Origin of the sequence: Streptomyces klenkii (genome assembly GCF_003626645.1) — a bacterium.
Taxonomy (GTDB): domain Bacteria; phylum Actinomycetota; class Actinomycetes; order Streptomycetales; family Streptomycetaceae; genus Streptomyces; species Streptomyces klenkii.
This window is the reverse complement of sequence record NZ_RBAM01000005.1, coordinates 448,210-471,330: the sequence shown is the minus strand read 5'-3', so window position 1 is coordinate 471,330 and position 23,121 is coordinate 448,210. Positions and strand designations below refer to the sequence as shown.

Annotated in this window: 20 protein-coding genes; 14 read left to right on the top strand and 6 right to left on the bottom strand. The window is 73.5% G+C overall.

From position 1 onward, the window contains the following. Positions 1-35 precede the first annotated feature (35 nt). The 3 genes from D7231_RS15145 to D7231_RS15135 all read left to right on the top strand — a co-directional run bounded on the left by D7231_RS15145 (position 36) and on the right by D7231_RS15135 (position 1,938). On the top strand, positions 36-725 hold the full coding sequence (locus tag D7231_RS15145) for a response regulator (protein WP_030366096.1): 690 nt from the start codon (positions 36-38) through the stop codon (positions 723-725). A 64-nt stretch (positions 726-789) separates the two neighbouring features. Then, entirely contained in the window at positions 790-1,188 is a 399-nt protein-coding gene (locus tag D7231_RS15140) for an OB-fold nucleic acid binding domain-containing protein (protein WP_078660120.1), read from the top strand. 3 nt (positions 1,189-1,191) lie between these two features. Continuing rightward, the gene (locus D7231_RS15135; protein WP_120755930.1) at positions 1,192-1,938 is read left to right on the top strand and encodes a DUF3159 domain-containing protein; all 747 of its coding nucleotides are present in this window, start codon (positions 1,192-1,194) and stop codon (positions 1,936-1,938) included. Between the two features lie 111 nt (positions 1,939-2,049). On the opposite strand, the gene D7231_RS15130 is transcribed toward D7231_RS15135, so the two are convergent. Both D7231_RS15130 and D7231_RS15125 read right to left on the bottom strand, forming a co-directional pair. Continuing rightward, positions 2,050-2,718, bottom strand: a complete 669-nt coding sequence (locus D7231_RS15130) for a potassium channel family protein (protein ID WP_120755929.1) — start codon at positions 2,716-2,718, stop codon at positions 2,050-2,052. Beyond that, positions 2,718-3,383, bottom strand: coding sequence for a potassium channel family protein (locus D7231_RS15125; RefSeq protein WP_120755928.1), 666 nt, complete (start codon positions 3,381-3,383; stop codon positions 2,718-2,720). The genes D7231_RS15130 and D7231_RS15125 overlap by 1 nt, the downstream gene beginning before the upstream one ends. A gap of 413 nt (positions 3,384-3,796) precedes the next feature. Here D7231_RS15125 and D7231_RS15120 point away from each other — a divergent pair, with 413 nt between their 5' ends. Beyond that, positions 3,797-5,047 carry an IS701 family transposase gene (locus D7231_RS15120; RefSeq protein ID WP_228774366.1) on the top strand — a complete coding sequence of 417 codons (1,251 nt, stop codon included), beginning with the start codon at positions 3,797-3,799 and terminating at the stop codon, positions 5,045-5,047. Here D7231_RS15120 and D7231_RS15115 read toward each other — a convergent pair. Continuing rightward, positions 5,035-6,996: a helix-turn-helix domain-containing protein gene (locus D7231_RS15115; protein ID WP_120755927.1), complete on the bottom strand. Its 1,962-nt coding sequence runs from the start codon at positions 6,994-6,996 to the stop codon at positions 5,035-5,037. The genes D7231_RS15120 and D7231_RS15115 overlap by 13 nt on opposite strands. Before the next feature lie 399 nt (positions 6,997-7,395). On the opposite strand from D7231_RS15115, the gene D7231_RS15110 reads away from it, so the two are divergent. After that, on the top strand, positions 7,396-8,028 hold the full coding sequence (locus tag D7231_RS15110; protein WP_241999721.1) for a 50S ribosomal protein L11 methyltransferase: 633 nt from the start codon (positions 7,396-7,398) through the stop codon (positions 8,026-8,028). A gap of 18 nt (positions 8,029-8,046) precedes the next feature. Beyond that, complete coding sequence (pabB, locus tag D7231_RS15105; RefSeq protein ID WP_120755925.1) at positions 8,047-10,140, top strand: aminodeoxychorismate synthase component I; 2,094 nt, start codon at positions 8,047-8,049, stop codon at positions 10,138-10,140. Between the two features lie 198 nt (positions 10,141-10,338). On the opposite strand, the gene D7231_RS15100 is transcribed toward pabB, so the two are convergent. After that, positions 10,339-11,436 carry a transaldolase family protein gene (locus tag D7231_RS15100; RefSeq protein ID WP_120755924.1) on the bottom strand — a complete coding sequence of 366 codons (1,098 nt, stop codon included), beginning with the start codon at positions 11,434-11,436 and terminating at the stop codon, positions 10,339-10,341. 401 nt (positions 11,437-11,837) lie between these two features. Between D7231_RS15100 and D7231_RS15095 the strand changes: the two genes are divergently transcribed. The 5 genes from D7231_RS15095 to tal all read left to right on the top strand — a co-directional run bounded on the left by D7231_RS15095 (position 11,838) and on the right by tal (position 17,825). Further along, positions 11,838-13,016, top strand: coding sequence for a 3-deoxy-7-phosphoheptulonate synthase (locus tag D7231_RS15095; RefSeq protein ID WP_120755923.1), 1,179 nt, complete (start codon positions 11,838-11,840; stop codon positions 13,014-13,016). 6 nt (positions 13,017-13,022) lie between these two features. Next, entirely contained in the window at positions 13,023-13,718 is a 696-nt protein-coding gene (locus tag D7231_RS15090; RefSeq protein ID WP_120755922.1) for an isochorismatase family protein, read from the top strand. Beyond that, complete coding sequence (locus tag D7231_RS15085) at positions 13,715-15,610, top strand: anthranilate synthase family protein (protein ID WP_120755921.1); 1,896 nt, start codon at positions 13,715-13,717, stop codon at positions 15,608-15,610. The genes D7231_RS15090 and D7231_RS15085 overlap by 4 nt, the downstream gene beginning before the upstream one ends. Continuing rightward, positions 15,607-16,098 carry a transketolase-like TK C-terminal-containing protein gene (locus tag D7231_RS15080; protein ID WP_120755920.1) on the top strand — a complete coding sequence of 164 codons (492 nt, stop codon included), beginning with the start codon at positions 15,607-15,609 and terminating at the stop codon, positions 16,096-16,098. The genes D7231_RS15085 and D7231_RS15080 overlap by 4 nt, the downstream gene beginning before the upstream one ends. 503 nt (positions 16,099-16,601) lie before the next feature. Beyond that, positions 16,602-17,825 carry a transaldolase gene (gene tal / locus D7231_RS15075; RefSeq protein ID WP_158673764.1) on the top strand — a complete coding sequence of 408 codons (1,224 nt, stop codon included), beginning with the start codon at positions 16,602-16,604 and terminating at the stop codon, positions 17,823-17,825. Here the strand turns inward: tal and D7231_RS15070 are convergent. Further along, entirely contained in the window at positions 17,762-18,409 is a 648-nt protein-coding gene (locus D7231_RS15070; protein ID WP_158673763.1) for an NADPH-dependent FMN reductase, read from the bottom strand. The genes tal and D7231_RS15070 overlap by 64 nt on opposite strands. A gap of 441 nt (positions 18,410-18,850) precedes the next feature. Between D7231_RS15070 and D7231_RS15065 the strand changes: the two genes are divergently transcribed. From D7231_RS15065 to D7231_RS15055, 3 genes are read left to right on the top strand one after another with little or no spacing between them, the layout of a single operon-like run. Continuing rightward, positions 18,851-19,702 (top strand): arylamine N-acetyltransferase family protein, encoded by an 852-nt coding sequence (locus D7231_RS15065; protein WP_241999720.1) that lies wholly within the window; start codon positions 18,851-18,853, stop codon positions 19,700-19,702. Beyond that, the gene (locus tag D7231_RS15060) at positions 19,699-21,300 is read left to right on the top strand and encodes a class I adenylate-forming enzyme family protein (protein ID WP_120755916.1); all 1,602 of its coding nucleotides are present in this window, start codon (positions 19,699-19,701) and stop codon (positions 21,298-21,300) included. The genes D7231_RS15065 and D7231_RS15060 overlap by 4 nt, the downstream gene beginning before the upstream one ends. Then, the gene (locus D7231_RS15055; RefSeq protein WP_120755915.1) at positions 21,272-22,798 is read left to right on the top strand and encodes an FAD-dependent monooxygenase; all 1,527 of its coding nucleotides are present in this window, start codon (positions 21,272-21,274) and stop codon (positions 22,796-22,798) included. The genes D7231_RS15060 and D7231_RS15055 overlap by 29 nt, the downstream gene beginning before the upstream one ends. Positions 22,799-22,824: 26 nt before the next feature. On the opposite strand, the gene D7231_RS15050 is transcribed toward D7231_RS15055, so the two are convergent. Beyond that, positions 22,825-23,013 (bottom strand): DUF1707 SHOCT-like domain-containing protein, encoded by a 189-nt coding sequence (locus D7231_RS15050; protein WP_120755914.1) that lies wholly within the window; start codon positions 23,011-23,013, stop codon positions 22,825-22,827. Positions 23,014-23,121 lie beyond the last annotated feature (108 nt).

The window sequence follows — 23,121 nt, the reverse complement described above, 5'->3', positions numbered from 1 at the left end:
GGACGGGCCCGCACGACCAGCAGAGGTGGATACCGATGAACCGGGTGCTCGTGGTGGATGACGAGCCGCAGATCGTCCGCGCCCTCGTGATCAACCTCAAGGCGCGGAAGTACGAGGTCGACGCCGCGCCCGACGGCGCGACCGCGCTCCAGCTCGCCGCCGCCCGCCACCCCGACGTGGTCATCCTCGACCTCGGCCTGCCTGACATGGACGGCGTCGAGGTGATCAAGGGGCTGCGGGGCTGGACCCGGGTCCCGATCCTGGTGCTCTCGGCCCGCCACACCTCCGACGAGAAGGTCGAGGCGCTGGACGCCGGCGCCGACGACTACGTCACCAAGCCGTTCGGCATGGACGAGCTGCTGGCCCGGCTGCGGGCCGCGGTGCGGCGCGCGGAGCCGACGGGGCCCGCGGCCGCGGGGGACGACGCGATCGTCGAGACGGAGGTCTTCACGGTCGACCTCGCGGCGAAGAAGGTCAACCGCGAGGGGCGGGACGTGCGGCTGACGCCGACGGAGTGGCACCTGCTGGAGGTCCTGGTCCGCAATACGGGACGTCTCGTCAGTCAGAAGCAGCTGCTCCAGGAGGTCTGGGGGCCCTCGTACGGCACGGAGACGAACTACCTGCGGGTGTACATGGCCCAGCTGCGGCGCAAGCTGGAACGTGACCCTTCGCACCCGAAGCACTTCATCACGGAGCCGGGGATGGGTTACCGGTTCGAAATGTGACCGGGGCTCCGCCCCGGACCCCGGACCCAACGGCGCCCCATGTCGCTGCCGGTACGCTGGGTTCATGAGTGCCGTACCCCGTTCCGAGAAGCCGACCGGCCGTTTCCGCCGGATGCTCGACCGGCTGTCAACCTCCCAGGAGGAGCTGCACGACGCGGAGCTGCAGCAGGACACGGAGGCCGCGGGCTGCACGCGGATATGCGACTGCGACGACCGCCAGATAGTCAAGGTCACCGGTACGCTGCGGACCGTCACTCTGCGTCCGCGCGCCGGAGTCCCCGCTCTGGAGGCCGAGCTGTTCGACGGCTCGGCCGCGCTCGACGTCGTGTGGCTCGGCCGGCGTTCCATCGTCGGCATAGAGCCCGGCCGTAAGCTGATCGCCTCCGGCCGGATCTCGATGAGCCGCGGCCGCCGGGTGCTGTTCAATCCCAAGTACGAACTCCGACCGCTCGGACAGGAGTAGCGGGTGACGTCTCTCGACAAGCCGATCGTTGACCAGCAGGGAACGGGCGGTGACGCCGACGCGTCGGCGGCCACCAAAGCGGCCCTGTTCGAGGCCTTCGGCGGGGTGCGGGGCATGGTCGAGACGACCGTGCCGGGCCTGGTCTTCGTGGCGATCTTCACCGCCCAGCGGGACATCCACACCGCGGCCATCGCCGCGCTGGGCCTGTCGCTGCTGATGGGCGTGGCCCGGCTGCTGCGCAAGGACACCGTCAAGCACGCCTTCAGCGGCGTCTTCGGGGTCGCCATCGGCGCGGTCTTCGCGATGATGACCGGCGACGCCAAGAACTTCCACCTGCCGGGCATGCTCTACACCCTGGGCCTGGCCGTGGCGTACATCGTCACGTCGCTGGCGGGCTATCCGCTGCTCGGGCTGATCCTGGGCCCGGTGTTCAAGGAGAACCTCTCCTGGCGCACCCGCAACCCCGGCCGCAAGGTGGCCTACACCAAGGCGAGCTGGGCCTGGGGCCTGATCCTGCTGGCGAAGTCGGCGATCCTCTTCCCGCTGTACTGGTGGGGCGACGCGACCGAGCTCGGCTGGGTGAAGGTGGCCCTCGGCATCCCGCCGATGCTGCTGTCGGTCTACCTGACCTGGATCTTCCTGGCCAAGGCGCCGCCGCCGATCGACGTGATCGCGGAGATGGAGGCGGCGGAGGCGGCCGAGGCCGCGGAGCGCGCCGAAGGCGCGGAGAACAGCAAGGCCCTCAGCTAGCGCCCTCCGTACAAGCAGCTAGCTTCCCCCGTATGACCCGTACAACACGAAACGCCGGGCGGGCTCGGAATCCCGAGCCCGCCCGGCGTCGTCGTACGGTACGGCGCGGGGCTAGGCCTCGCGCGTCGCCGACAGCAGGACCTCCAGCTGCTCCTCGCGCGCCGGTGCGGCCACGAACAGCAGCTCGTCGCCGGCCTCCAGCACGTCCTCCCGGCTGGGGGTGAGCACGCGGGTGCCGCGGATGATCGTGACCAGCGAGGTGTCGTCCGGCCAGTCCACGTCGCCGACGCGGGTGCCGGCCAGGGCCGACTCGGGCGGCAGCGTCAGCTCGACCAGGTTCGCGTCGCCCTGGCTGAAGCGCATGAGCCGCACCAGGTCGCCGACGCTCACGGCCTCCTCGACCAGCGCGGACATCAGGCGCGGCGTGGACACGGCCACGTCGACGCCCCAGGACTCGTTGAACAGCCACTCGTTCTTGGGGTTGTTGACCCGGGCCACGACCCGGGGCACCCCGTACTCGGTCTTGGCCAGCAGCGAGACGACCAGGTTGACCTTGTCGTCACCCGTGGCGGCGATGACCACGTTGCAGCGCTGGAGCGCCGCCTCGTCCAGCGAGGTGATCTCGCAGGCGTCGGCCAGCAGCCACTCCGCGAGCGGCACCCGCTCGACCGAGATGGCGGTCGGGGCCTTGTCGACGAGCAGTACCTCGTGGCCGTTCTCCAGCAGCTCGCCCGCGATGGAGCGGCCGACGGCACCGGCACCGGCAATGGCGACCCTCATCAGTGCGCCTCCTCGGGGCCGTGCGAGAACGCCGCTTCGACCTTCTCGACCTCGTCGGTGCGCATCATCACGTGCACCAGATCGCCTTCCTGCAACACCGTCGAGGACGTCGGCAGCATCGCTTCACCCAGCCGGGTGAGGAACGCCACCCGCACGCCGGTCTCCTCCTGGAGCTTGCTGATCTTGTGGCCGACCCAGGCCTCGGACGCCGGGACCTCGGCGAGCTGCACGCCGCCGCTCGGGTCGCGCCACAGCGGCTCCGCGCCGGACGGCAGCAGCCGCCGCAGCATCTGGTCGGCCGTCCAGCGGACGGTCGCCACGGTGGGGATGCCGAGGCGCTGGTAGACCTCGGCGCGCCGCGGGTCGTAGATCCGCGCGGCCACGTTCTCGACGCCGAACATCTCGCGGGCCACCCGGGCCGCGATGATGTTGGAGTTGTCACCGCTGCTGACGGCCGCGAACGCGCCCGCCTCCTCGATGCCCGCCTCGCGCAGGGTGTCCTGGTCGAAGCCGACGCCGGTCACGCGGCGGCCGCCGAACCCGGAGCCCAGGCGGCGGAAGGCCGTCGGGTCCTGGTCGATCACGGCGACCGTGTGACCCTGCTTCTCAAGGGTCTGGGCGAGGGCCGAGCCCACGCGCCCGCAGCCCATGATCACAATGTGCACGACGCTTACCCCACGCTCCGGACTACCGCGCTGACCTGCACCAACAACCTGCTCACGTGTTCCTTCCCGGTTTTTGCGCACCGCGTGACCGAATACCGAATGCTTGCCCGCGGTCCCCGGTGCGGGCTGCCGCGAGGGGCCCGACCGCACCGGTGCACAGGACCACCGTATCCGCACCGCCCCGCGCCGCTCCGACCCCGTCCTCCGAGTGGCCCCCCGCGCCGCCGCCGGAATGGTGGTCCGGGCACACACCGGGGGCCCTCCAAGGCGCCGTGCGGCCCCTCACGGACCCCCGGGTGGTGGTGAGACCACCATCGGGAGGGGCATGCGGGTGGCCTTGACACCTGGGCGGCGGGGGGTGCGCGGCAGGACCGTGGAGAAAGCCACCCAGCTGCCGAGATGGGGGATTGACGATGAGTGGTGTTGCTCTCCACCGGCGGACCGCACGGCCTGCCCGGCCCGCCCGGCCTTCCGTTTCCGCCCCGGCCCGCCCCGAGACCCAGGACGCCGTCCTGGCCGAGCTGTGCGCCGCCCTCTTCGCCTCCCTGCCGCGCAGCGACCAGCGGCGCCGGGGCGAGGCCTACGTGCGCGGCCTGCTGGGCACCCAGGGCCGCAAGTCCATCCGCAACATCGCGGCGCTCATCGGCGGCCAGGCCGCCGAGCAGAGCCTGCACCACTTCATCTCCAGCTCCACCTGGGACTGGATCCCCGTGCGCCGCGCGCTCGCCCACTACCTCACCCGGGTCTCGCCGCCGCACGCGTGGGTCGTGCGCCCCATGGTCATCCCCAAGGCCGGCGACAACTCGGTGGGCGTCGACCGGCGCTTCTGCCCCGCCGTCGGCCAGGTGCTCAACGCGCAGGAGGCCGTCGGCGTCTGGGCCGCCTCCGCCGAGCGCAGTACCCCCGTCAACTGGCGGCTGCACCTGTCCGACGCCTGGCTGGAGGACGGGCTCCGGCGCAGCCAGGCCGCCATCCCCGACTCGGTCCGCCCGGAGACCCTGGGGGAGTGCACGGTCGAGGCGTACACGGGGATGATGCGCGACTGGGGGCTGCCGCTGCGCCCCCTGGTGCTGGACGCCCGTGACATGGACGCCCCGGCGGCCCTGCTGCGGCTGCGCGCCTGCGGCGTGCCGGCCATGGTCCGCGTCAGCCCCTCGCTGCGGCTGACCGTGTCCGGCCAGGCCGTGCCGGGGCGCGGTGCGGAGGCGCTGCCGGCCCACCAGATCCTCGGGGCGGCGCGCGACATGCGGCGCCCGGTGATGTGGCGCGACCACGGCCCGTCGCGGGTCGTGCGGACCTCGCTGATCGCGGCGGTGCGCGTGGGGCTGCCGGCGCTGCGCACGGCGGCCGTGCCCGGGCCGGCGCGCCGCCGGGAGTTACTCCTGCTGGGCGTGGGGGAGAACGGCCGGCGCTGGCCGGCCGAGCTGTGGCTGACGGACCTGGTCAACGTCCCGCCCGCCGCCCTCGTCCGGCTGGGCAAGCTCCTGGACCGGGTCGACCGGGACTTCACCGAGATCGCCGACGAGGTCGGCATCCGGGACTTCGCGGGCCGTGCGTTCAGCGGCTGGCACCGGCACGTCACGCTGGCCTCCGCCGCCCACGCCGTGGCCGCGCTCACCGGCCGGCCCGAGGAGGAGCGCCTGCAACTCGGCTACGTCTCCTGAGCCTCCGGGGGGCCGCCGGCCTCGGCGGGCGCGCCCCGCTCGCCCAGCCGCAGGCTGTGCCGCACCCGGAAGACCCGCAGGGCCAGCTGCACTTCGAGGGCGCGCTCGGGCTGCTGCCACTGCGGCCCCAGCAGCTCGCTGATCCGCTCCAGGCGCCGCGCCACCGTATTGGGGTGCACATGAAGCTTCTTGGCCGCGTTCGTCGGGCTGCCGCCCGCCTCGAAGTACGTCTCCAGCGTGCGCGTCAGGTCCGTGAACCGCTGCTGGTCGTAGTCGATCACGGGCCCTATGGCCGAGTCGACGAACCCTTCGACGTCGTGGTTGTCGGAGAGCAGCACCCCGAGGAAGCCCAGCTCGCGCACCGACGCCGACCGGCCGATCACCCCGAGCGACGTCATCGCGTCCAGGCAGCGCAGCGCCTCCTGGAAGGCGTGGTGCACCGAGGCCGGGCCCGCGACCGGTCCGGCGGAGCTCACCGTCACCGGGTGGCCCAGGAGCGGCGACAGCTCGGCGGAGACGGCGCGGCCCGCGCCGCCCGCGTCGCCGCCCGGCAGCAGCAGCACCGCGCAGCCGTTGTGCATGCTCTTGAGCCCGCTGAGCCGGTGCGCGTACGACGACGCCCAGATCGCCATCTTGCCGCGGGCGTCGCCCTCGGGCCGGGCCACGACGACGACGTGCGGCTTGCTCAGGTCGATGCCGAGCCGCCGCGCGTGCTGTTCGAGCTGGTGGGGCGGGCGCTGCGGGCTGGCCAGCAGGTCGGCGAGGAAGTCGTCGCGGACCTGTCCTTCGGCGATCGCCGTGCGGCTGCTCTCCACCAGCAGTTGTACGGCCATGACCTGCGCGACCAGCCGCAGCAGCCGTTCGTCCTGCACGGCGCCGGGCCGGTCGGGGCGCAGCAGCAGGGTGCCGAGGTTGCTGCCGGTGCCCGCGGAGATCGGCACGGCCCACAGCCCGTCGTCGAGGGCGACGGGCTCGCGTGCGGCGTGGGCGTCCATGGCGGCGGGCACGAGCAGCGACTCGGGGTCCGCGCCCTCGTCCCGTACGTGCCCGGAGGCGCAGAGGATCGTGCCGTTGGCGGCGCACACCTGGACGGCGGCGTTCAGCTCGCCGGCCGAGGCCCGGGCGAGGGCGTCCAGGTCGCAGTCGCCCAGCACCAGCTGGATGAGCCGGTGCTGGGTGTCGCTGAGCTCCTGCGCGCTGCGCAGCCCGGCCTCGACCCGCGTGGAGTGCTGCTCCAGCTCGGCCACCAGGGCGGTGGTGCGGTCCAGCAGTTCGGCCTTCTCTATGGCCACGCCGGCCAGGTCGCCCAGCGAGCTGAGGAGCGCTATCTCGTCCGTGGTGAAGTGCCGGACCTTGCGCTCGGCCACGTACAGCGTGCCGAAGGGGCGCGCGCCGCGGTTCAGCGGGACGGCGAGGACGGCTTGCAGGCCCTCGGCCTTCACCACGTAGTCGATGTCGCCGCTGTGCTGGATGCGCTCGTCGGCGAGGTAGTCCGGGGTCCAGAACGGGGAGGGGTTGGACATGACGGCGGAGCCCAGCCCGCTGCCGCCGGGCAGCCTCAGGCCCACGTTGAAGGCGGTGGTGTGGCCGTCGGAGGCGCGTATGGTGACGTACCGTTCCCCCTCGTCGTACATGCCGATGTACGACATGTCGACGGCGAGCAGCAGCCGGGCGCGCCGCAGGATGACCTTCAGGAGCGTGTCGACGTCGTGCGGGGTGGCCAGGTCGCGCGCGGTGTCGATGAGGGCCGACATGCCGGCCTCCCGCTGCTGCTGACGCTCCGTCCAGGTCCGTATGGTCAGCCCGAGCCGCACCGCCCGGCCGAGCCGCGCGAGCTCGGCGGCGCTCGCGCCGGAAGCGCGGAGCCGCTGCGCGAGGGCTTCGTATTCCTGGGCCGGCGCCCCGGCGGCCAATAGCTCCAGCACGGCGAATATGCCGTCCTCGGACATGCCTTGCGACACGATGCCCCCCGGGTCCGGTGCGCTCTGCCGCACGGATAGAGCCGCGGCACGGTATGCCGGGAAGCTATGCACACCGGCAGTGGCGCGTCAACCGTTCCCGATCAAGGAGGGTCCCGCCGTGCGGCGGGGCCCCGCACGGTGGTGTCCGGACCACCGCCGAAACTCGCGGGTGTGTTACTGGATCACCTTCCTCTTTAGCGTCCCTATAGGTGAAGGTTGATGAACACCGGGCCCGGACCCGGGAGTTGTCGCTGATTCAGGGGGATCGGTATGACGGGGGTACGGGACTACAGGCTCTCTCTGGAGCGCAGCCGCCGGGCGCTCGTGCGGGAGGACCGGCCGGACGTTTTCGCGATGTGCGGCCGCGAGTGGGATCTGTTACCGGAGGTGTTTGCTCCGATTTACTCGCCCGCGACGGAAATCACGCTGGATTTCCTGGACCTGACGGAAAAGACCGCCGAATCCGCCGTCCTCCGCAAGGGATCGCTCCTGGAGATCGGCTGCGGCACGGGCGTCGTGGCGGTGACGGCGGCGCTGGCGGGCTGCACCCGGGTGATCGCGACCGACATCAATCCCGCGGCAGTGCTGAACACCGAGATGAACGCGGCCCGGCACGGAGTGCCGGACAGGGTGTCCGGCCTGCACAGCGACCTCTTCGAAAGCCTCACCGGCCAGGAGGGATTCGACACGGTTTTCTGGCACTCGAATTTCGTCCTGGCGCCGCCGGACTACCGGCCCAGGACCATGCACGAGAGGGCCTACGTCGACCCCGGCTACGCCGCGCACCGCCGCTTCCTGCAAGAGGCGCCGGACCGGCTCGCCCCGGGCGGCAAGGTCCTGCTGCACTTCAGCACCAGGGGGGACGTGCCCGCCCTGCACCGGATCGCGGACGCGTGCGGCCGCCGGCTGGACGTGGTCCGCCGCACCGCTGTACGGGAAGGCCCGCACGAGGTCGAGCACCTGCTGATGGAAGTGACGCCGGCGGCGGAATTCTCGCGCCGCCCGGAAGTCGTCCGATAACGCCGAAACGGGGGAAACGTGCGTACGTTATTAGTCGACAACTACGACTCCTTCACCTACAACCTGTTCCATTACCTGGCCGAAGTCAACGGCCGGGAACCGGAAGTCGTCACACACGACGACCGGACCTGGAAACCCCAGCACCTCGCCGCATTCGACAACGTCGTCATCTCACCCGGCCCCGGAACCCCGGAACGGGAAGCGGACTTCGGCATCTGCACGGAAATCCTGCGGCACGGCCGCATACCCACGCTCGGGGTGTGCCTCGGGCACCAGGGCATCGCCCTGCTGTACGGGGGCGAAGTCGGCCGGGCCCCGGAGCCGTACCACGGCCGGGTCTCGCCCGTGGTCCACGAGGGCACGGGCCTGTTCGAGGGGCTGCCGTCCCCTTTTCCGGCCGTGCGCTACCACTCCCTCGCCGCCCGCAGGCTGCCCGCCGACCTGGAGGTGACGGCGCGGACGCCCGACGGCATCATCATGGGACTGCGGCACCGTGAGCGCCCGCTGTGGGGCGTGCAGTTCCACCCGGAGTCGGTCGGAAGCGAGCACGGGCACCGCATTCTGGACAACTTCAGAAGGCTGACGGAACGCCACGAGGGACAAGGCAAGGCGCCACGGCCTAAGCAGCTCAGGCGCCCGAAGCCGGAAGAGGCACCGCAGAGGATCCGCCGCCTGCGCATCATCACCGCGACGCTGCCGACGAACTGGAACGACGAGGTGGCCTTCGACCGCCTGTTCCGCAGGGGCCCGCACGCGTACTGGCTGGACAGCAGCAGCCGGGACGAGCGGACGGGCAGGTTCTCCATCATGGGGGACGCATCCGGCCCGCTGGCCCGCACGGCCACCGCCGACGTCCACAGCAGCACGGTGACGGTCCGCTCGCGGCACACCACCGAAGTGGTCACGGGACGGTTCCTGGACTGGCTCGACCGGGACCTGCGCGCGACCCGCACCGAAGCACCGCCCCTGCCCTTCGACTTCGCGCTCGGCTGGGTGGGCTACCTCGGCTACGGACTCAAAGCCGAGTGCGGCGGCGAACGGGGCCACCGCTCGGACGATCCCGACGCCACGATGGTCTTCGCCGACCGGGCACTCGTCCTCGACCACGCGACCGGCACCACCCACCTCCTCGCCCTGGCCGAGGACGGCGACGAGTCCGGGGCCCGCACCTGGCTCGACACCACGGCCCGCAGGCTCGCGGCGCTCACCGGGATGCGCCCCTTTCCGGCCCGCCGCCCCGACACCCTCGGCGCCCTGGAGCTGCGCCACGACCGCGACGCGTACCTCAGGCTGATCGACACGTGCCAGGAGCAGATCGCGGCGGGGGAGTCGTACGAGATCTGCCTGACCAACATGGCCGAAACAACCGGCACGCTGGACCCCTGGGACGGCTACCGCTTCCTGCGCCGCACCAGCCCGGCCCCCTTCGGAGCCCTGCTGAGCTTCGGGGAGCTGTCGGTGCTCAGCACGTCGCCCGAGCGGTTCCTGCGGATCGACGCGACAGGCCGTGCGGAATCCAGCCCGATCAAGGGAACGCGCCCGCGCGGCGCGACGCCGCAGGAGGACGCACGACTGGCGGCGGACCTCGCGACGGACGAGAAGGACCGCGCGGAGAACCTGATGATCGTGGACCTGGTCCGCAACGACCTGGGCCGCTGCGCGCGGATCGGCTCGGTCGAGGCGAAGGACGTCTTCCGGGTGGAGAGCTACGCGAAGGCCCACCAACTGGTCAGCACCGTACGGGCGAAGCTGCGCGAGGACCACTCCGCGGTCGACTGCGTGCGGGCGGCCTTCCCGCCGGGCTCGATGACGGGAGCGCCCAAGATCCGCACGATGCAGATCATCGACGCCCTCGAAGAGGGCCCACGGGGCGTGTACTCGGGGGCGATCGGCTACTTCTCCCTCACAGGAGCAGCGGACTTGAGCGTGGTGATCCGCACGGCGGTGGTAACCGAGAACCACGTCCGCTACGGAGTGGGCGGCGCGATCATAGCCCTCTCGAACCCGGAAGAGGAGTACGAGGAAACAGCGGTGAAGGCGGCCCCCCTCACCACACTGACGGGCAAGCCGTTCCCGGACAGAAGGCCGTCGAGGCACGCGGTGAGGATCTGACGACCCACCGGCGGTCAGTGGACGACGAGACGGGAGGGGCCGGGGCCGCAGGGGCAGGGGTCCGGGACGCTGACGTGTATTTGCGGGCCCGATGAGGAAGAGGGCGCAAAAGGAACAAGGGGAACGGGCCCGTAAATATACGGTCCCGGACCCCTGCCCCGGAGGCGCCGGCCCCGCACCCCGCACGCGCCCGCCCCCTCAGGCCCGCAGCCGCTCACCCACCACCCCCCGCAACGCCCGCCAGGAGGACACCCGGTGCTTCGCGCTATCCGCCTCCAGCGTCTTAGCGACCTCACCGAACGACACCCCGCACCGCTCCAGCCGCGCCACGGCCGCCCGCGCCGCACCGTCCTGCCCGGTCAGCGTGTCGCCCCGCAGCCGCCCCCGCTCCACCACGGCCCCGAGCGCGGCCTCGGACATCGCGCTGACGGTGCCCCAGGCAACCAGGGATTCGACGTACGGGACGCCGGAGCCGACGGCCCACATCAGCCGCTGCGGCCGGGCCCCGGCCGCGGCCAGGACCCGCCAGCGCGCGCTGCCGAGCCCTTCCTCGTACTGCCGGTAGACGAGCCGGGCGACGGCGAGGGCCGCCGTCCCGCGCAGCTCGGGCGCGGCCCCGGCGTCACGCAACCGCCCGTCGACCTCGGCGTCGATGCGGGCCACGGGCAGGGCGGCGAGAGAGGGGATCACGGACAGGTCCAGGCCGGCGTCCCGGGCCCGCTCCAGCCCGGCGAACCACACGTCCACGACCTGCTCGTAGCGCTGTACGGAGCAGATCCCGGTGACGTGCACGCCGATGCCCTGGGCGAGGCACTCGCCGGCCGCGGCGAGGCCGTCGTCCGTGGCGGGGAGCTTGACCAGGGCGTTGGGCCGGCAGGCCGCCCGGTGGAGGGCGACCGCGGCGTCGGCGAGGGCCCCGGCGCAGCCGCCGGGATACACGACGGGGTCCATGGAGACGTGCCCGTCGAGCCCTTGCGTTGCGGTGAAAACCGGCCGGAGCTCGTCGCACGCGGTCCGCAGGTCGTACGCGCACAGGGCTTGGACGGCGGTCGTCAGGGGGACGGAGCGGCAGGCGAGGTGGGACAGCTGCTGGGCGTAGGACGTGCCGCCGGAGACCTCGGCGGCGAGCACTCCGGGGTCGGTCGTGGCCCCCCGTGCGCGACCGTCGGCGACGAGCCGGGTCAGCGTGCCGGAGGTGAGGAGTGAGCGGTGGAGGCCGTCGAGCCAGGGGGAGACGCCTTCGGCGAGGAGTTCCCGCAGGACCTCGCCTCCCGACGTCACCGTGCGCTCTCCCATGACGGGGTCGCCCCCTCTCCGGATGGTCCGCGGAAACGCTTAGGGCAGAGGGGACGACAGTAAATCGGAACGGGGGTACGGCAGAACAGCCCGTACGTACTCCGTCAACTTGGCAAGAACGGGGACTTGACAGCCACTTGATGAAGTCGCGGCTCATCTGACGGAGTGGCGGAGGGGGCGTTGGCGAAAGCGGGAGAACCCCGGACGATCGAGTCCGCGCAAGGAGAGAGCGCGCACCCACCCCCACACCGATCCCCACCCGCCCACATCCCCATCCACATCCCCATCCCGACCCCCGCCCCCGTCCCCAGGCCGAAAGGGAGCCGCTCCCTGGAAATCCCCGGCACCACCTTGCTTGCTTTGTTCCCAAGAGCAGTCACTTAAGCGTTTTTGGAGAAACCATGACCGACGCTCTGCTCGACGACGTCCAGCACAAGCCCGCCCTCCAGCAGCCGGACTGGGGCGACGTCCCCCAGGTGCGCCGGGTCCGCGAAGAGCTCGCCCGCCGCCCGGCGCTCGTCCGCGCCGACGACGTGAGGACGCTGCGCCACCACCTCGCCGAGGTGGCGCGCGGCGCGGCCCAGGTGGTCCAGGCGGGCGACTGCGCGGAGGATCCCGCGGAGTGCACTTCGGGCTACGTGGCCCGCAAGGCCGGCCTGCTGGACGTGCTGGCCGGCGTGATGAAGATGGTGGCGCACAAGCCCGTGATCCGGGCGGGCCGCATGGCGGGCCAGTTCGCGAAGCCGCGTTCCAGCGCGACCGAGTGCGTCGCGGAGGGCCTCGAACTGCCGGTCTACCGCGGCCACATGGTCAACAATCCGGAGCCGCACCCGGAGCGCCGCCGCCCGGACCCGCAGCGGATGCTGTCGGGCTATCTCGCGGCGGGGGAGGCGATGACGCACCTCGGCTGGCTGGACCCGTCCCGCAGGTCGGGCGTCTGCCCGCCCGTGTGGACGAGCCACGAGGCGCTCCTGCTGGACTACGAACTGCCCATGGTGCGCGCCGGCGAGGACGGCCGCCCGCTGCTCACGTCGACGCACTGGCCGTGGATCGGGGAGCGCACGCGGCACGCGGACGGCGCGCACGTGGCGTTGCTCGCGGCCGTGGCGAACCCGGTGGCGTGCAAGGTCGGCCCGAAGACGACCAGGGACGAACTCCTCGCCCTGTGCGAGCTCCTGGACCCGGGCCGGGAGCACGGTCGGCTCACGCTGATAGCGCGCATGGGCGCGGACGTGGTGTCGCAGAAGCTGCCCCCGCTGGTGGCGGCGGTGCGCGAGGCCGGGCACCCCGTGATCTGGCTCAGCGACCCGATGCACGGCAACACGGTCACGGCGCCGGACGGGCTGAAGACGCGGTTGCTGGACACCGTGATCCGCGAGGTCCACGGCTTCCAGTGCTCGGTCAGGACGGCCGGCGGCATCGCGGGCGGCCTGCACCTGGAGACCACGCCGGAGAACGTGACCGAGTGTGTCCGCAACGAGGCGGGGCTGGCTCACGTGGGCGACAAGTACACGAGCTTCTGCGACCCGCGCCTCAATCCGCAGCAGGCGATCGCCGTCGTCTCGGCCTGGGAGGGCTGACCTGTCATGACACGCACCGCTGGAATTCCCCGCATAGAGCCGTACCCGATGCCCACGGCGGGCGACCTGCCGGAGAACACGGCCGGCTGGGCCGCGGACCCGGCCCGCGCCGTCCTGCTGGTCCACGACATGCAGCGCTACTTCCTCGGACCCTTGCCGCAGGGCCTGCGCGACGAGCTCGTCGCGAACGCGGCGCTGCTGCGGGAGACCGCGGCGGCGCTCGGCATCCCCGTGGCCTACACGGCCCAGCCGGGCGGCATGAGCGACGAACAGCGCGGCCTGCTCAAGGACTTCTGGGGCCCGGGCATGCGGGTGGACCCCGCCGACCGGCGCGTCGTCGAGCCGCTCGCCCCGGCTCCCGGGGACTGGGTCTTCACCAAGTGGCGCTACAGCGCCTTCTTCCGCTCGGACCTGCTGGGGCGGATGCGGGCGAACGGCCGCGACCAGCTGATCGTCTGCGGGGTGTACGCGCACGTGGGCGTGCTGATGAGCGCCGTGGACGCGTTCACGAACGACATCCGCCCGTTCCTGGTCGCGGACGCCGTGGCCGACTTCTCGCCCGCGTACCACCGGCTGGCGCTGGAGTACGCGGCGGCGCGGTGCGCGGTCGTGACGACGACGAAGGACATGCTGGGCCGCTTGCAGGGCACGCGGCCGGGCCGCGGGGCGGAGACGCTGACGGTTGAGGGGGCGGCGGTATGAGCGAGGTGTTCGCCGGCGGTCTGCTGGCCCGGATACTGGCTCCCAACCCACCGCCCTTCGCGCTGCTCCACCGCCCGGAGACCACGGGCCCGGGGGCCGTGGAGCTGCTCCTCGGTGAGATCACCACGCCGGAAACCCTGGGAGCGATCCCCCTGGCCGACGCACGGGACGGCGCCCCCGCCCCCGCCGACGTCCTGGCGATCATCCCGTACCGCCAGATCGCCGAACGCGGCTTCCGCGGCGCGGACGACGGTGCGCCGCTCCTCGCCATGACCGTCACCCACCAGGCGGTCCTGCCGCTCGCCGAGGTCCTGGCCCGTATCCCCGAGACGCCGATCGCCCTGTCCGGCGGGCACTTCGACATGGACGACGCCACGTACGCGGAGACCGTCCGCCGCGTGATCGCCGACGAGATCGGGGAAGGCGAGGGCGCGAACTTCGTCATCAAGCGCTCGTTCCTCGCCGGGATCGACGACTACACGCCCGGCCACGCCCTCACGTTCTTCCGCCGGCTCCTGGAGCGCGAGTCCGGCGCGTACTGGACCTTCGCCGTGCACACGGGCGAGCGCACGTTCGTCGGAGCCACGCCGGAACGGCACATCAGCGTCCGCGGCGGCACGGCCGTGATGAACCCCATCAGCGGCACGTACCGCTACCCCGCCGCGGGCCCGAGCCTGCCCGAGGTCATGGACTTCCTCGCCGACCGCAAGGAGGCCGACGAGCTGTACATGGTCGTCGACGAGGAGCTGAAAATGATGGCCCGCATCTGCGCGGGCGGCGGCCGCGTGGTCGGCCCGTACTTGAAGGAGATGGCGCGCCTCGCCCACACCGAGTACTTCATCGAGGGCACGACCGACCGCGACCCGCGCGAGATCCTGCGCGAGACGATGTTCGCGCCGACGGTCACCGGCAGCCCGCTGGAGAGCGCGTGCCGGGTCATCGACCGGTACGAGCCCCAGGGCCGCGGCTACTACAGCGGCGTCCTCGCCCTCATCGGCCGCGACGCCCGCGGCGAGCGCACCCTGGACTCGTCCATCCTCATCCGCACGGCCGACATCGACCGCACGGGGCAGGTGCGCATCGGGGTGGGCGCGACGCTCGTGCGCCACTCCGACCCCGCCTCCGAGGTGGCAGAGACCCGCGCCAAGGCGGCCGGGCTGATCTCCGCGCTGGAGTCCGGCGGGGCGGCCCGGTTCGGCGGCCACCCGCGGGTGCGGGCCGCCCTGGAACAGCGCAACGACACCATCGCCGGCTTCTGGCTCGCCCAGGAGGCGGAACGGGTGCACGCGGCACCCGGGCTGGCCGGGCGGCGCGTCCTGGTCGTGGACGCCGAGGACACCTTCACGTCGATGATCGGCCACCAGCTGCGCGCCATGGGGCTCACGGTGACCGTCCGCCGCTTCGACGAGCCGTACGCCTTCGACGGGCACGACCTCGTCGTCATGGGGCCCGGCCCCGGCGACCCGCGCGACGGCCGCCACCCCAAGATCGCCCACCTGCGGGGGGCCGTCCGCGCGCTCCTGGACGAGCGGCGGCCGTTCCTGGCCGTGTGCCTCAGCCACCAGGTGCTGTCCCTGGCCCTCGGCCTCGAACTCGTCCGGCGGGACGTCCCCAACCAGGGCGTCCAGCGCGAGATCGACCTGTTCGGGGCGCGGGAACGCGTCGGCTTCTACAACACCTTCGCCGCCCGCAGCGACCGCGACAGCGTGGACGTCGACGGGGTCGGCACGGTGGATGTGAGCCGTGACCCGCACACGGGTGAGGTGCACGCCCTGCGCGGGCCGCACTTCGCCTCCATGCAGTTCCACGCGGAGTCGGTCCTCACGCAAGGGGGGCCGCGCATCGTGGGGACGCTGCTCGCCGCGCTCGCTCCGGAGGTGCCTGTCGCATGAACTCCTTACGCGTGAACTCCTTACGGATGCCCGAGGCGCCTACCGCTCCTCGTGCTCCGGGAAGCGACGGCCCCGCGCGCGGCGGCTACATCCTCGCCGAGGCCCTGGACGCCGACCCGGGCGCGGCGGCCCCCGACGTCGTCCTCGTCGCGTCCGGAGGCGAGGTGCCGGCGGCCCTGGACGCCCGCCGCATCCTGCAACGCGAGGGCATCGCCACCCGCGTGGTGTCGATGCCGTGCGCGGCGTGGTTCCGGCAGCAGAGCCGCGCCTACCGCGACACGGTCCTGCCGCCCGGCGCGCCCGCCACCGTCTCCGTGGGCGCGGGCGCGGAGGTGGGCCGGTACGAGCTCCTGGGCGCCGCCGCCGAACACGACCGAGGCCTGCTCGACCACGCCGGCCTCACCCCGGAACGGGTAGCGGCCACGGCCCGCGCCACGCTGGCCCGCGGGGCGGGGGAGCCCCGCGCGGGGCAACGGTGGCCGCGGTGAACGGCGGCCCCGGAGGCCCTGCGGGCCGGCAGGGCGGAGAGGTGGAGCGCGGCTCCGTAGGAGGGACCCGGCCGGCGGGCTCTACGGGGCAGGCGCGCAATCCGAGTGCGGCCGACGACGGCCGACGCGGTGGGGGAGCGGGAGCCGGGCCCACGAGGCCGGCCGGGCTCAAGCCGGCGGGGCAGACACAGGGCCCGGCTCCGGCCGGTGACCGGTACGGCTGGGGGACGGGCACCGGGCCCACGGCCCCGGACCCCGCGGCTGTGCGGGCGGAGCCCGCAGGCGCCGGCAGTCGGCGGGGCTGCGGCGTCGGAGCCGGGCTTACGGGGCCCGCAGATTCCTCAGCTTCCGCAGGGCCAACGGGGCCGGCCATGCGGGGGTCTGGTCCGGGCGTGGACGGTGCTGCTGTACGGGGGGAGCCCGCAGGTGCCGGCAACCGGCGGGGCCGCGGCGCCGGGGCCGGGCTCACCGGGCCCGCCGGGCCCTCGGTTCCGGCCGGGCGCATGGGGCCCACAGGGCCCACCGGGCGGGCGCCCGCCCCGGGCGCGGCCGGCGGACCGGGGCACGGCCCGGCGGAAGCCGGCGCCGGTTCCCGCCGCTGGGGCGCGGCCGGGATCTCCGTCTGGCTCGACGGGCTCAGCCGGCAGCGCCTCGCCGGCGGCAGGCTCGCCGCCCTGGCCCGGCAGGGCCGCATCGCCGGAGTCACCTCCGACCCGGCCTTCCTCGCCCGGTCGTTGACCGGCGGCGGCCCCTACTACACCGGGCAGCTCGGCGACCTCGCCGAGCGCGGCGTCCCCGCCGAACGGGCCCTGAAGGCCCTCGCGGTCCACGACATCCGCTGGGCCTGCGACATCCTGCGCCCCGTGCACGAGGCAACCGCGGGCGTCGACGGGCTCGTCTCCGTAACCCTCGACCCGCGGCTCGCCCACGACGCCGAGGCGACCCTCGCCGAGGCCCGCGCGCTGTGGCGGGCCGTCGACCGCCGCAACGCCATGCTCGGCATCCCGGCCACGGCGGCCGGCCTCACGGCACTCAGCGCGTGCCTCGCCGAGGGCATCAACGTCAACGCGACGCTCGTCCTGTCCGCGGCGCGCCACCGCCAAGCCGCGGACGCCTACGCGGAAGGCCTGGAGCGGGCCCGCGCCGCGGGCCGGCACCTCGCCTCCCTCGCGTCGGTCGCCTCGTTCCCCGTCAGCCGCATCGACACCGCCGTCGACGCCCTCCTCGACCGCGAGGGCACCCTGGAGGCCCGGGCCGTGCGGGGCGCCGTCGCCGTCGCGGCGGCCCGGCACGTACACGAGCAGTACGAGCGGATGCTCGACGAGCCGCGGTGGCACGCCCTGGCGGCCCGCGGCGCCCGCCCCCAGCGGTTGCTGTGGACCGCGACCGCCGTTCCGGACGCCGGAGCCTCCGGGCTGCTGCCCACGCGGTACGCGGCGCCGCTGCTGACCCGGGGCACGGTCACGGCGGTGACGGAGGAGACGCTGGAGGCACTGGAAGCCGCGGACGCCTCGGAAGCCGTTGCGAAAGCTTCGGCCGGTGCCGGCACGTACACCGCCGCACGGCGCCTGCTCGGGCACCTGCAATGGTTCGGCATCGACCACGGCGAACTGGCCCTCCGCCTGGAGTCCGAGGCGCTCAAGGAGCTCAACGACGCCTGGCATCAGCTCCTGGACAGGGTGACCCTGGCCCTCGACCAGGGCCCGTCGGCCGCCGCCACCGGCTGAGCCGACCGGAGCACCGACCGCCGCTGCTCCGCGACGATGGCCACCGCCTCGAACGTGGCGTCCACCAGCTCCCGCAGCGCCGCGACCGCCTCCGGATCGGTCATCTCACCGGCCCCGTCCAGCCGTTGGTGCGCCCCGCGAATGGCCACGGGCGGGTGCTCGACGGTGATCGCCTCGCAGCTGTCCAGCAGGTCCAGCAGCGCCGGCTGGGCGTCGATCCCGCCGCGGCCGCCCGGCGAGGCGCTCAGGACGGCGGCGATCCGCCCGGCGAGCGGGCTCGCCCCCTCCGGGCGGGAGAGCCAGTCGAGGGCGTTCTTCAGCACGCCCGGCACGGCACCGTTGTAGCAGGGCGTACTGATCACCAGGGCGTCGGCGTCCGCGACGAGGGCGCGGGCGACGGCCACGGCCGGGGTCGTCCCCGCGGAGTCGACGTCACCGTTGTAGAACGGCAGCCGGCCGATCGGCAGGAAGACCGCCGAGGAGGCCGGACGGGTCTGCGCGATGATGCGGCGGACGGCCCTGAGCGCCGCGGAGTTCACCGAAGCGGCGCGCAGGCTGCCGGAGATCAATACCACCTTGGTCATGTGTCGGTCCCCGCTTCTCCGTCGGAGGTCCCGGTACGGGGCGGGGGCTGCGGCGAACGGTTGCGCCCCGGCCCTGCCGGACGGTCCGAGGGTAGATCCGCTCCTTGCGTACGCGCCCCGGGCGGCGGGCCGTTGTGTCAGGTACCCGGCCGGACCTGACGTAGCGCCCGACGGGCTGACGGACTGCCGGGCGGGGCGTGGCCACGGGGCGTGGAGCGGTCGCAGTGTGGGACAGCGCCGGCCCTGCCGGGGCGCTCGCAAGACGCTCGCCGATCGGTACGCCGCCGTGCGAGCGGTGCCACCGCGCATCGCCCCCCCCACCGCGCAGCGGCCCCCCCACCTGCGAAAGGAAGGAGCGTACGGCCCATGCCGAACACCGCCGTCGTCCACGGCCCAGCCGGGCCGTCCGCACCAGCCGCATCCGCAACAGGATCCCCGTTCTTGTCCCCGTCCCCCTGGGACACCACCCCCCTCGACCTCGACGCCTACCTCTCCCGTATCCGCCTCACCGGCCGGCACCCTCTCCCGCCCACCGCCGCAACCCTCCGCACCCTCCAGCGCGCCCACACCGCCGCCGTCAGCTTCGAGAACCTCGACGTGCTGCTCGGCCGGGACATGCCGCTCGACACCGCCGCGCTCCAGCGGAAGATCGTCCACGCCGGCCGCGGCGGCTACTGCTTCGAGCAGAACCTGCTCTTCGCCGCCGTCCTCGAACGCCTCGGCTTCCCCGTGGTCCGTCACCTCGCCCGCGTCCGCCGCGGCAGCACCCGCGTCCGCCGCCGCTCGCACACGACCCTGGTGGTCGAGGCGGACGGCCGCCCCTGGCTCTGCGACGCCGGCTTCGGCGACGAGGGCCCCCTCGAACCCGTACCGCTCACCCCGGGCGCCACCGTGACCACCGGCGACTGGACCTGGCGCCTGGAACTCGAACCGCCCGCCGGACCCGCCCCCGAGCAGTGGGCCCTGCGCTCCCTGCACCCGGACGGCTGGTTCGACGTCTACTCCTTCCGCCCGGAGCACCACGCTCCCGACGACTTCGAGTCCGCCCACTACTGGACCTCCCACCACCCCCGGTCGCCCTTCACCGGCCGCGTGGTCGTCCAGCGCGGCGACGACCACGCCCGCCACACGCTCACCGACCGCACCCTCGCCGTCCGGTACGCCGACGGCCGCCTCCTGCGCACCGAACTCGCCCCCGACGAGGTCGTCCACGTCCTGCGCGGCACGTTCGGCATCACGCTCGGCGCGCAGGACGCGGTCCTGCTCCAGCAGCGCGTCGCGGAGCTCGCATGAACGCCCAAGGAGGCACCGCCCAAGAAAGCACCGCCCAAGGAGGCACCGCCCTCCACCTCGGCCTCATCCCCGAACGAGCCGCGGCCCGGCACGGCGACGTCACCATCACCCTCGACCACGACCTCGACGCCCTGCCCGGCACCGGCCGCCGCCTGACCTACGCCGGGCTCGCCGGCCACGTCGACGACCTCGCGGCCCGCCTGTGGGCGGCCGGTGTGCGCCCCACCGAGCACCTTGCCGTCCACAAGGCCGCCAACTTCGACACCTACCTGCTGACCTGCGCGGCCGCCCGCATCGGCGCCGTCCCCGTCCTGCTCTCCCCGCAGCTCGACGGGGCCACGGCCGGTGCGCTCCTGCGCCGCCTGAACCGGCCGCATCTCCTCACCGACGACGACAAACTGCGCACCTGCCTCGCACCCCTCGCCCTGTCGGAGTTCGCCTCCACCGTCCTCACCACCGGCCCCGCCCGCCCCGGCTGCACCCCCCTCACCGCACTGGCCGGCGCACCCCGCCGCGCCCCCGTGCTCCCGCACCCGGACCGCCCCGCCCTGATGACCCACACCTCCGGCACCACCGGCCTCCCCAAACTCGTGGTGCACACGGCGGCGAGCCTGTACGGCCGCTACGCGCCGCAGCGCACGCTCGCCGCCCTGATCCGTACGCCCGAGACGTACGCGGCCCACCTCAGCCCCGTCCACTCCCGCATGTACCTGGCGCTCGCCGTCGCCCTGCCCAAGGGCATGCCGCTCGTCATCGTGGGCGACCCCGAACCGGCGCACGTGGCGGACCTCTTCGCCCGTACGCGCCCCGGCTTCGTCGAGACCCACCCCAACTCGTTCATGGCGTGGGAGGAACTGGCGGACGACCCGCGCCGGCCCCTCGCCTCCGTCCGGTACTTCAGCGCCACCTTCGACGCCCTCCACCCGCCCACCGTGCACAGGCTGCTGCACGCCTCCCGCCGCCGCGCGCCGCTGTTCTTCCAGTTCTACGGGCAGAGCGAGTGCGGCCCCCTGACCGGCCGCTGGTACACGCGGCGCACCGCCCACCGCGCCGACGGCCGCTGCCTGGGCCGCCCGCTGCCCGGCGTCCGCGTGCGCCTGGCCACGCCCGGCGGGCGACGTGCGACGCGGGAGCGGCCCGGCGCCATCGAGGTACGGGCCGCGGGCCGCGCCACCGGCTACCACGCCGAACCCGAGCGCTTCGCGCAGCAGCTGCACGACGGGTGGTGGCGCACCGGCGACGTCGGCTACCGCACCCGCACCGGCTGCCTGCACCTCCTCGACCGCGAAGTCGACGTCATCCCGCACATCGGCTCCACCCTCGACGTCGAGGACCGGCTGATGGCCCGGCTGCCCGAACTCGCCGAGGTCGTCCTCGTACCGGGTCCGTGCAAGGAGCCCGTCCCCGTGGTCTGCACCCGCGGCGACGCGCCCCTCGACCCCGCCCGCTGGACGGCCGCCACCGCCGACTGGCCCCGGCTCGCCGCGCCCGTACAGCTGCCGCTGTCCGCGCTGCCCCGCACCGCCACGATGAAGGTCCGCCGCCTCGAACTCGCCCGGAGCCTCGGCAGTGACCGGCCTTCCCCTTCCCGGCCCTGAGCCCACGCCCGGGCCCGCGGTCCTCATCGCCGGCGCCGGGCCCACGGGACTCCTCGCCGCCTGCGAACTCCTCCGCCGCGGCGTCCCCGTACGCCTCGTCGACCAGGCCCCCGAACCGGCGCCGGCCCCGCGCGCCCTCTCCCTGTGGCCCCGCGCCCTCGCCATCCTCGACGACCTCGGCATCGGCGACGACGTCCGCGCCGCGTCCGTACGCATCGACGGCTACCGCTACTTCACCGGCGGCCGCCCGCTCGCGACGTTCGCCTTCCCGGCGTGGTGCGCGGCGCGGAACCTTCCCCAGTACGAGACGGAGAGGCTCCTGACGCGCCGGCTGCACGAGCTCGGCGGCGCGGTCGAACGGGGCGCGCGGCTGGTGGACTTCACGGCGGAGGGCGACGGGGGAGTGACGGTGGCGCTGCGCCACGCCGACGGACGGCGAGAACGGGCCCGCGCGCCGTACCTCCTGGGCGCGGACGGCGCGGGCAGCACGGTGCGGAAGCGGCTGGGCACGGGCTTCGCGGGAAGCACGTACCCGATGGCGTTCGCGGCCCTGGACACGCGCATAGGGGGCGATGGCCTCCCGCCCGGCGAGATCCTCTACTACCAGGCGCCGGCCGGCACGCTGGTGATCGTGCCCATGCCGGGAGGCGTCTTCCGCATCCTGACGGCCCTCCCCGAGGGCGCACAGGCCCCCGGCGTTGCCGGCATGCAGGGCCTGCTCGACGCCCGGGGGCCGAGGGGCGTGCGGATCACCGAGCCGGTCCACCACGCCGTCTTCCGCGTCCACGCGCGCCGTGCGGCGGTGCTGCGGCGCGGGCGCGTCTTCCTGCTGGGCGACGCCGCCCACGTGCACAGCCCGGCCGGCGGCCAGGGCATGAACAACGGCCTCCAGGACGCGCACAACCTCGCCTGGAAACTCGCCGCCGTCCTCCACGGCGACTCCCCGGCCTCCCTCCTCGCGAGCTACGAGCCCGAACGCACGGAAGCCACGCGCCGCATCGTCCGCGACACCGACGTACAGACCCGGGCCTGGATGGTGGACGGACGACTGCGCGTCGCGGCCCGCGACACGGCGTTCCGGCTCCTGGACCGCACGGGCGCGGTCACCCGCTTCTACGCCCCCGTCATGGCCGGCCACCGCCTCGCCTACCGGCCGCGCCGCCGCACGCAGGGCCCGTCGTGGCCGGTGCTGTGCGGCGGTGGTGGGGTGCGGGCGGGGGAACTGTTCCCGCGGGGGCCGGCGGGCGGTACGGACTGGCGACTCCTCTTAGCGGTAGGCCCCGGAGCGGGGGAGGCGTGGGCGGACGAGGCGACGGCGATGGCCAAGGGGCGGCGCGGGATACGCGTGGTCTTACGGACTGCCGCCCCAGGCTGCCGCCGCCCCGGCTACTACCTCATCCGCCCGGACGGCCACGTAGCCGCCCACGGCCACGCCCACGACCTGACCCGCCTGCGCGAAGAACTGACACACGCAACGGCGCGAGCCGCCAACACTTGACCGCGGGGGCGCGGGCCGAGCGACCCTCAACGCCGCGCGTGGCGGATGCGCCCACCGGGTCCACCGGCGGCGGCAATGGTGGACGTCGTGCCCGCCTTCTCCGCCGGGAGCGAGGCCAGGACCGGCACCAGCTCGCTGTGCGTCGTGGCGGTGAGCGCCTGCTGGAGGCGTTCGTCCATCTCCTCGTGCGAGATGTGCGGCAGACCGCTCTTCATGATGGTTTCGGAGGGCCCGTCCCGGCGAACCTTCTCGGCCAGTGCACGCGGGCGCGTATTCGCCGCCGAGTGGGCGGAAACCGGACAGGCTCCGTGATAGCGGTCGGC

Coding starts and splice junctions, on each gene's coding strand:
- D7231_RS15145 (WP_030366096.1), top strand. CDS start 36: ATGAACCGGGTGCTCGTGGTGGATGACGAGCCGCAGATCGTCCGCGCC.
- D7231_RS15140 (WP_078660120.1), top strand. CDS start 790: ATGAGTGCCGTACCCCGTTCCGAGAAGCCGACCGGCCGTTTCCGCCGG.
- D7231_RS15130 (WP_120755929.1), bottom strand. CDS start 2,718: ATGAGGGTCGCCATTGCCGGTGCCGGTGCCGTCGGCCGCTCCATCGCG.
- D7231_RS15120 (WP_228774366.1), top strand. CDS start 3,797: ATGAGTGGTGTTGCTCTCCACCGGCGGACCGCACGGCCTGCCCGGCCC.
- D7231_RS15115 (WP_120755927.1), bottom strand. CDS start 6,996: ATGTCCGAGGACGGCATATTCGCCGTGCTGGAGCTATTGGCCGCCGGG.
- D7231_RS15100 (WP_120755924.1), bottom strand. CDS start 11,436: ATGGGAGAGCGCACGGTGACGTCGGGAGGCGAGGTCCTGCGGGAACTC.
- D7231_RS15095 (WP_120755923.1), top strand. CDS start 11,838: ATGACCGACGCTCTGCTCGACGACGTCCAGCACAAGCCCGCCCTCCAG.
- D7231_RS15090 (WP_120755922.1), top strand. CDS start 13,023: ATGACACGCACCGCTGGAATTCCCCGCATAGAGCCGTACCCGATGCCC.
- D7231_RS15085 (WP_120755921.1), top strand. CDS start 13,715: ATGAGCGAGGTGTTCGCCGGCGGTCTGCTGGCCCGGATACTGGCTCCC.
- D7231_RS15080 (WP_120755920.1), top strand. CDS start 15,607: ATGAACTCCTTACGCGTGAACTCCTTACGGATGCCCGAGGCGCCTACC.
- tal (WP_158673764.1), top strand. CDS start 16,602: ATGGGGCCCACAGGGCCCACCGGGCGGGCGCCCGCCCCGGGCGCGGCC.
- D7231_RS15070 (WP_158673763.1), bottom strand. CDS start 18,409: ATGACCAAGGTGGTATTGATCTCCGGCAGCCTGCGCGCCGCTTCGGTG.
- D7231_RS15060 (WP_120755916.1), top strand. CDS start 19,699: ATGAACGCCCAAGGAGGCACCGCCCAAGAAAGCACCGCCCAAGGAGGC.
- D7231_RS15050 (WP_120755914.1), bottom strand. CDS start 23,013: ATGAAGAGCGGTCTGCCGCACATCTCGCACGAGGAGATGGACGAACGC.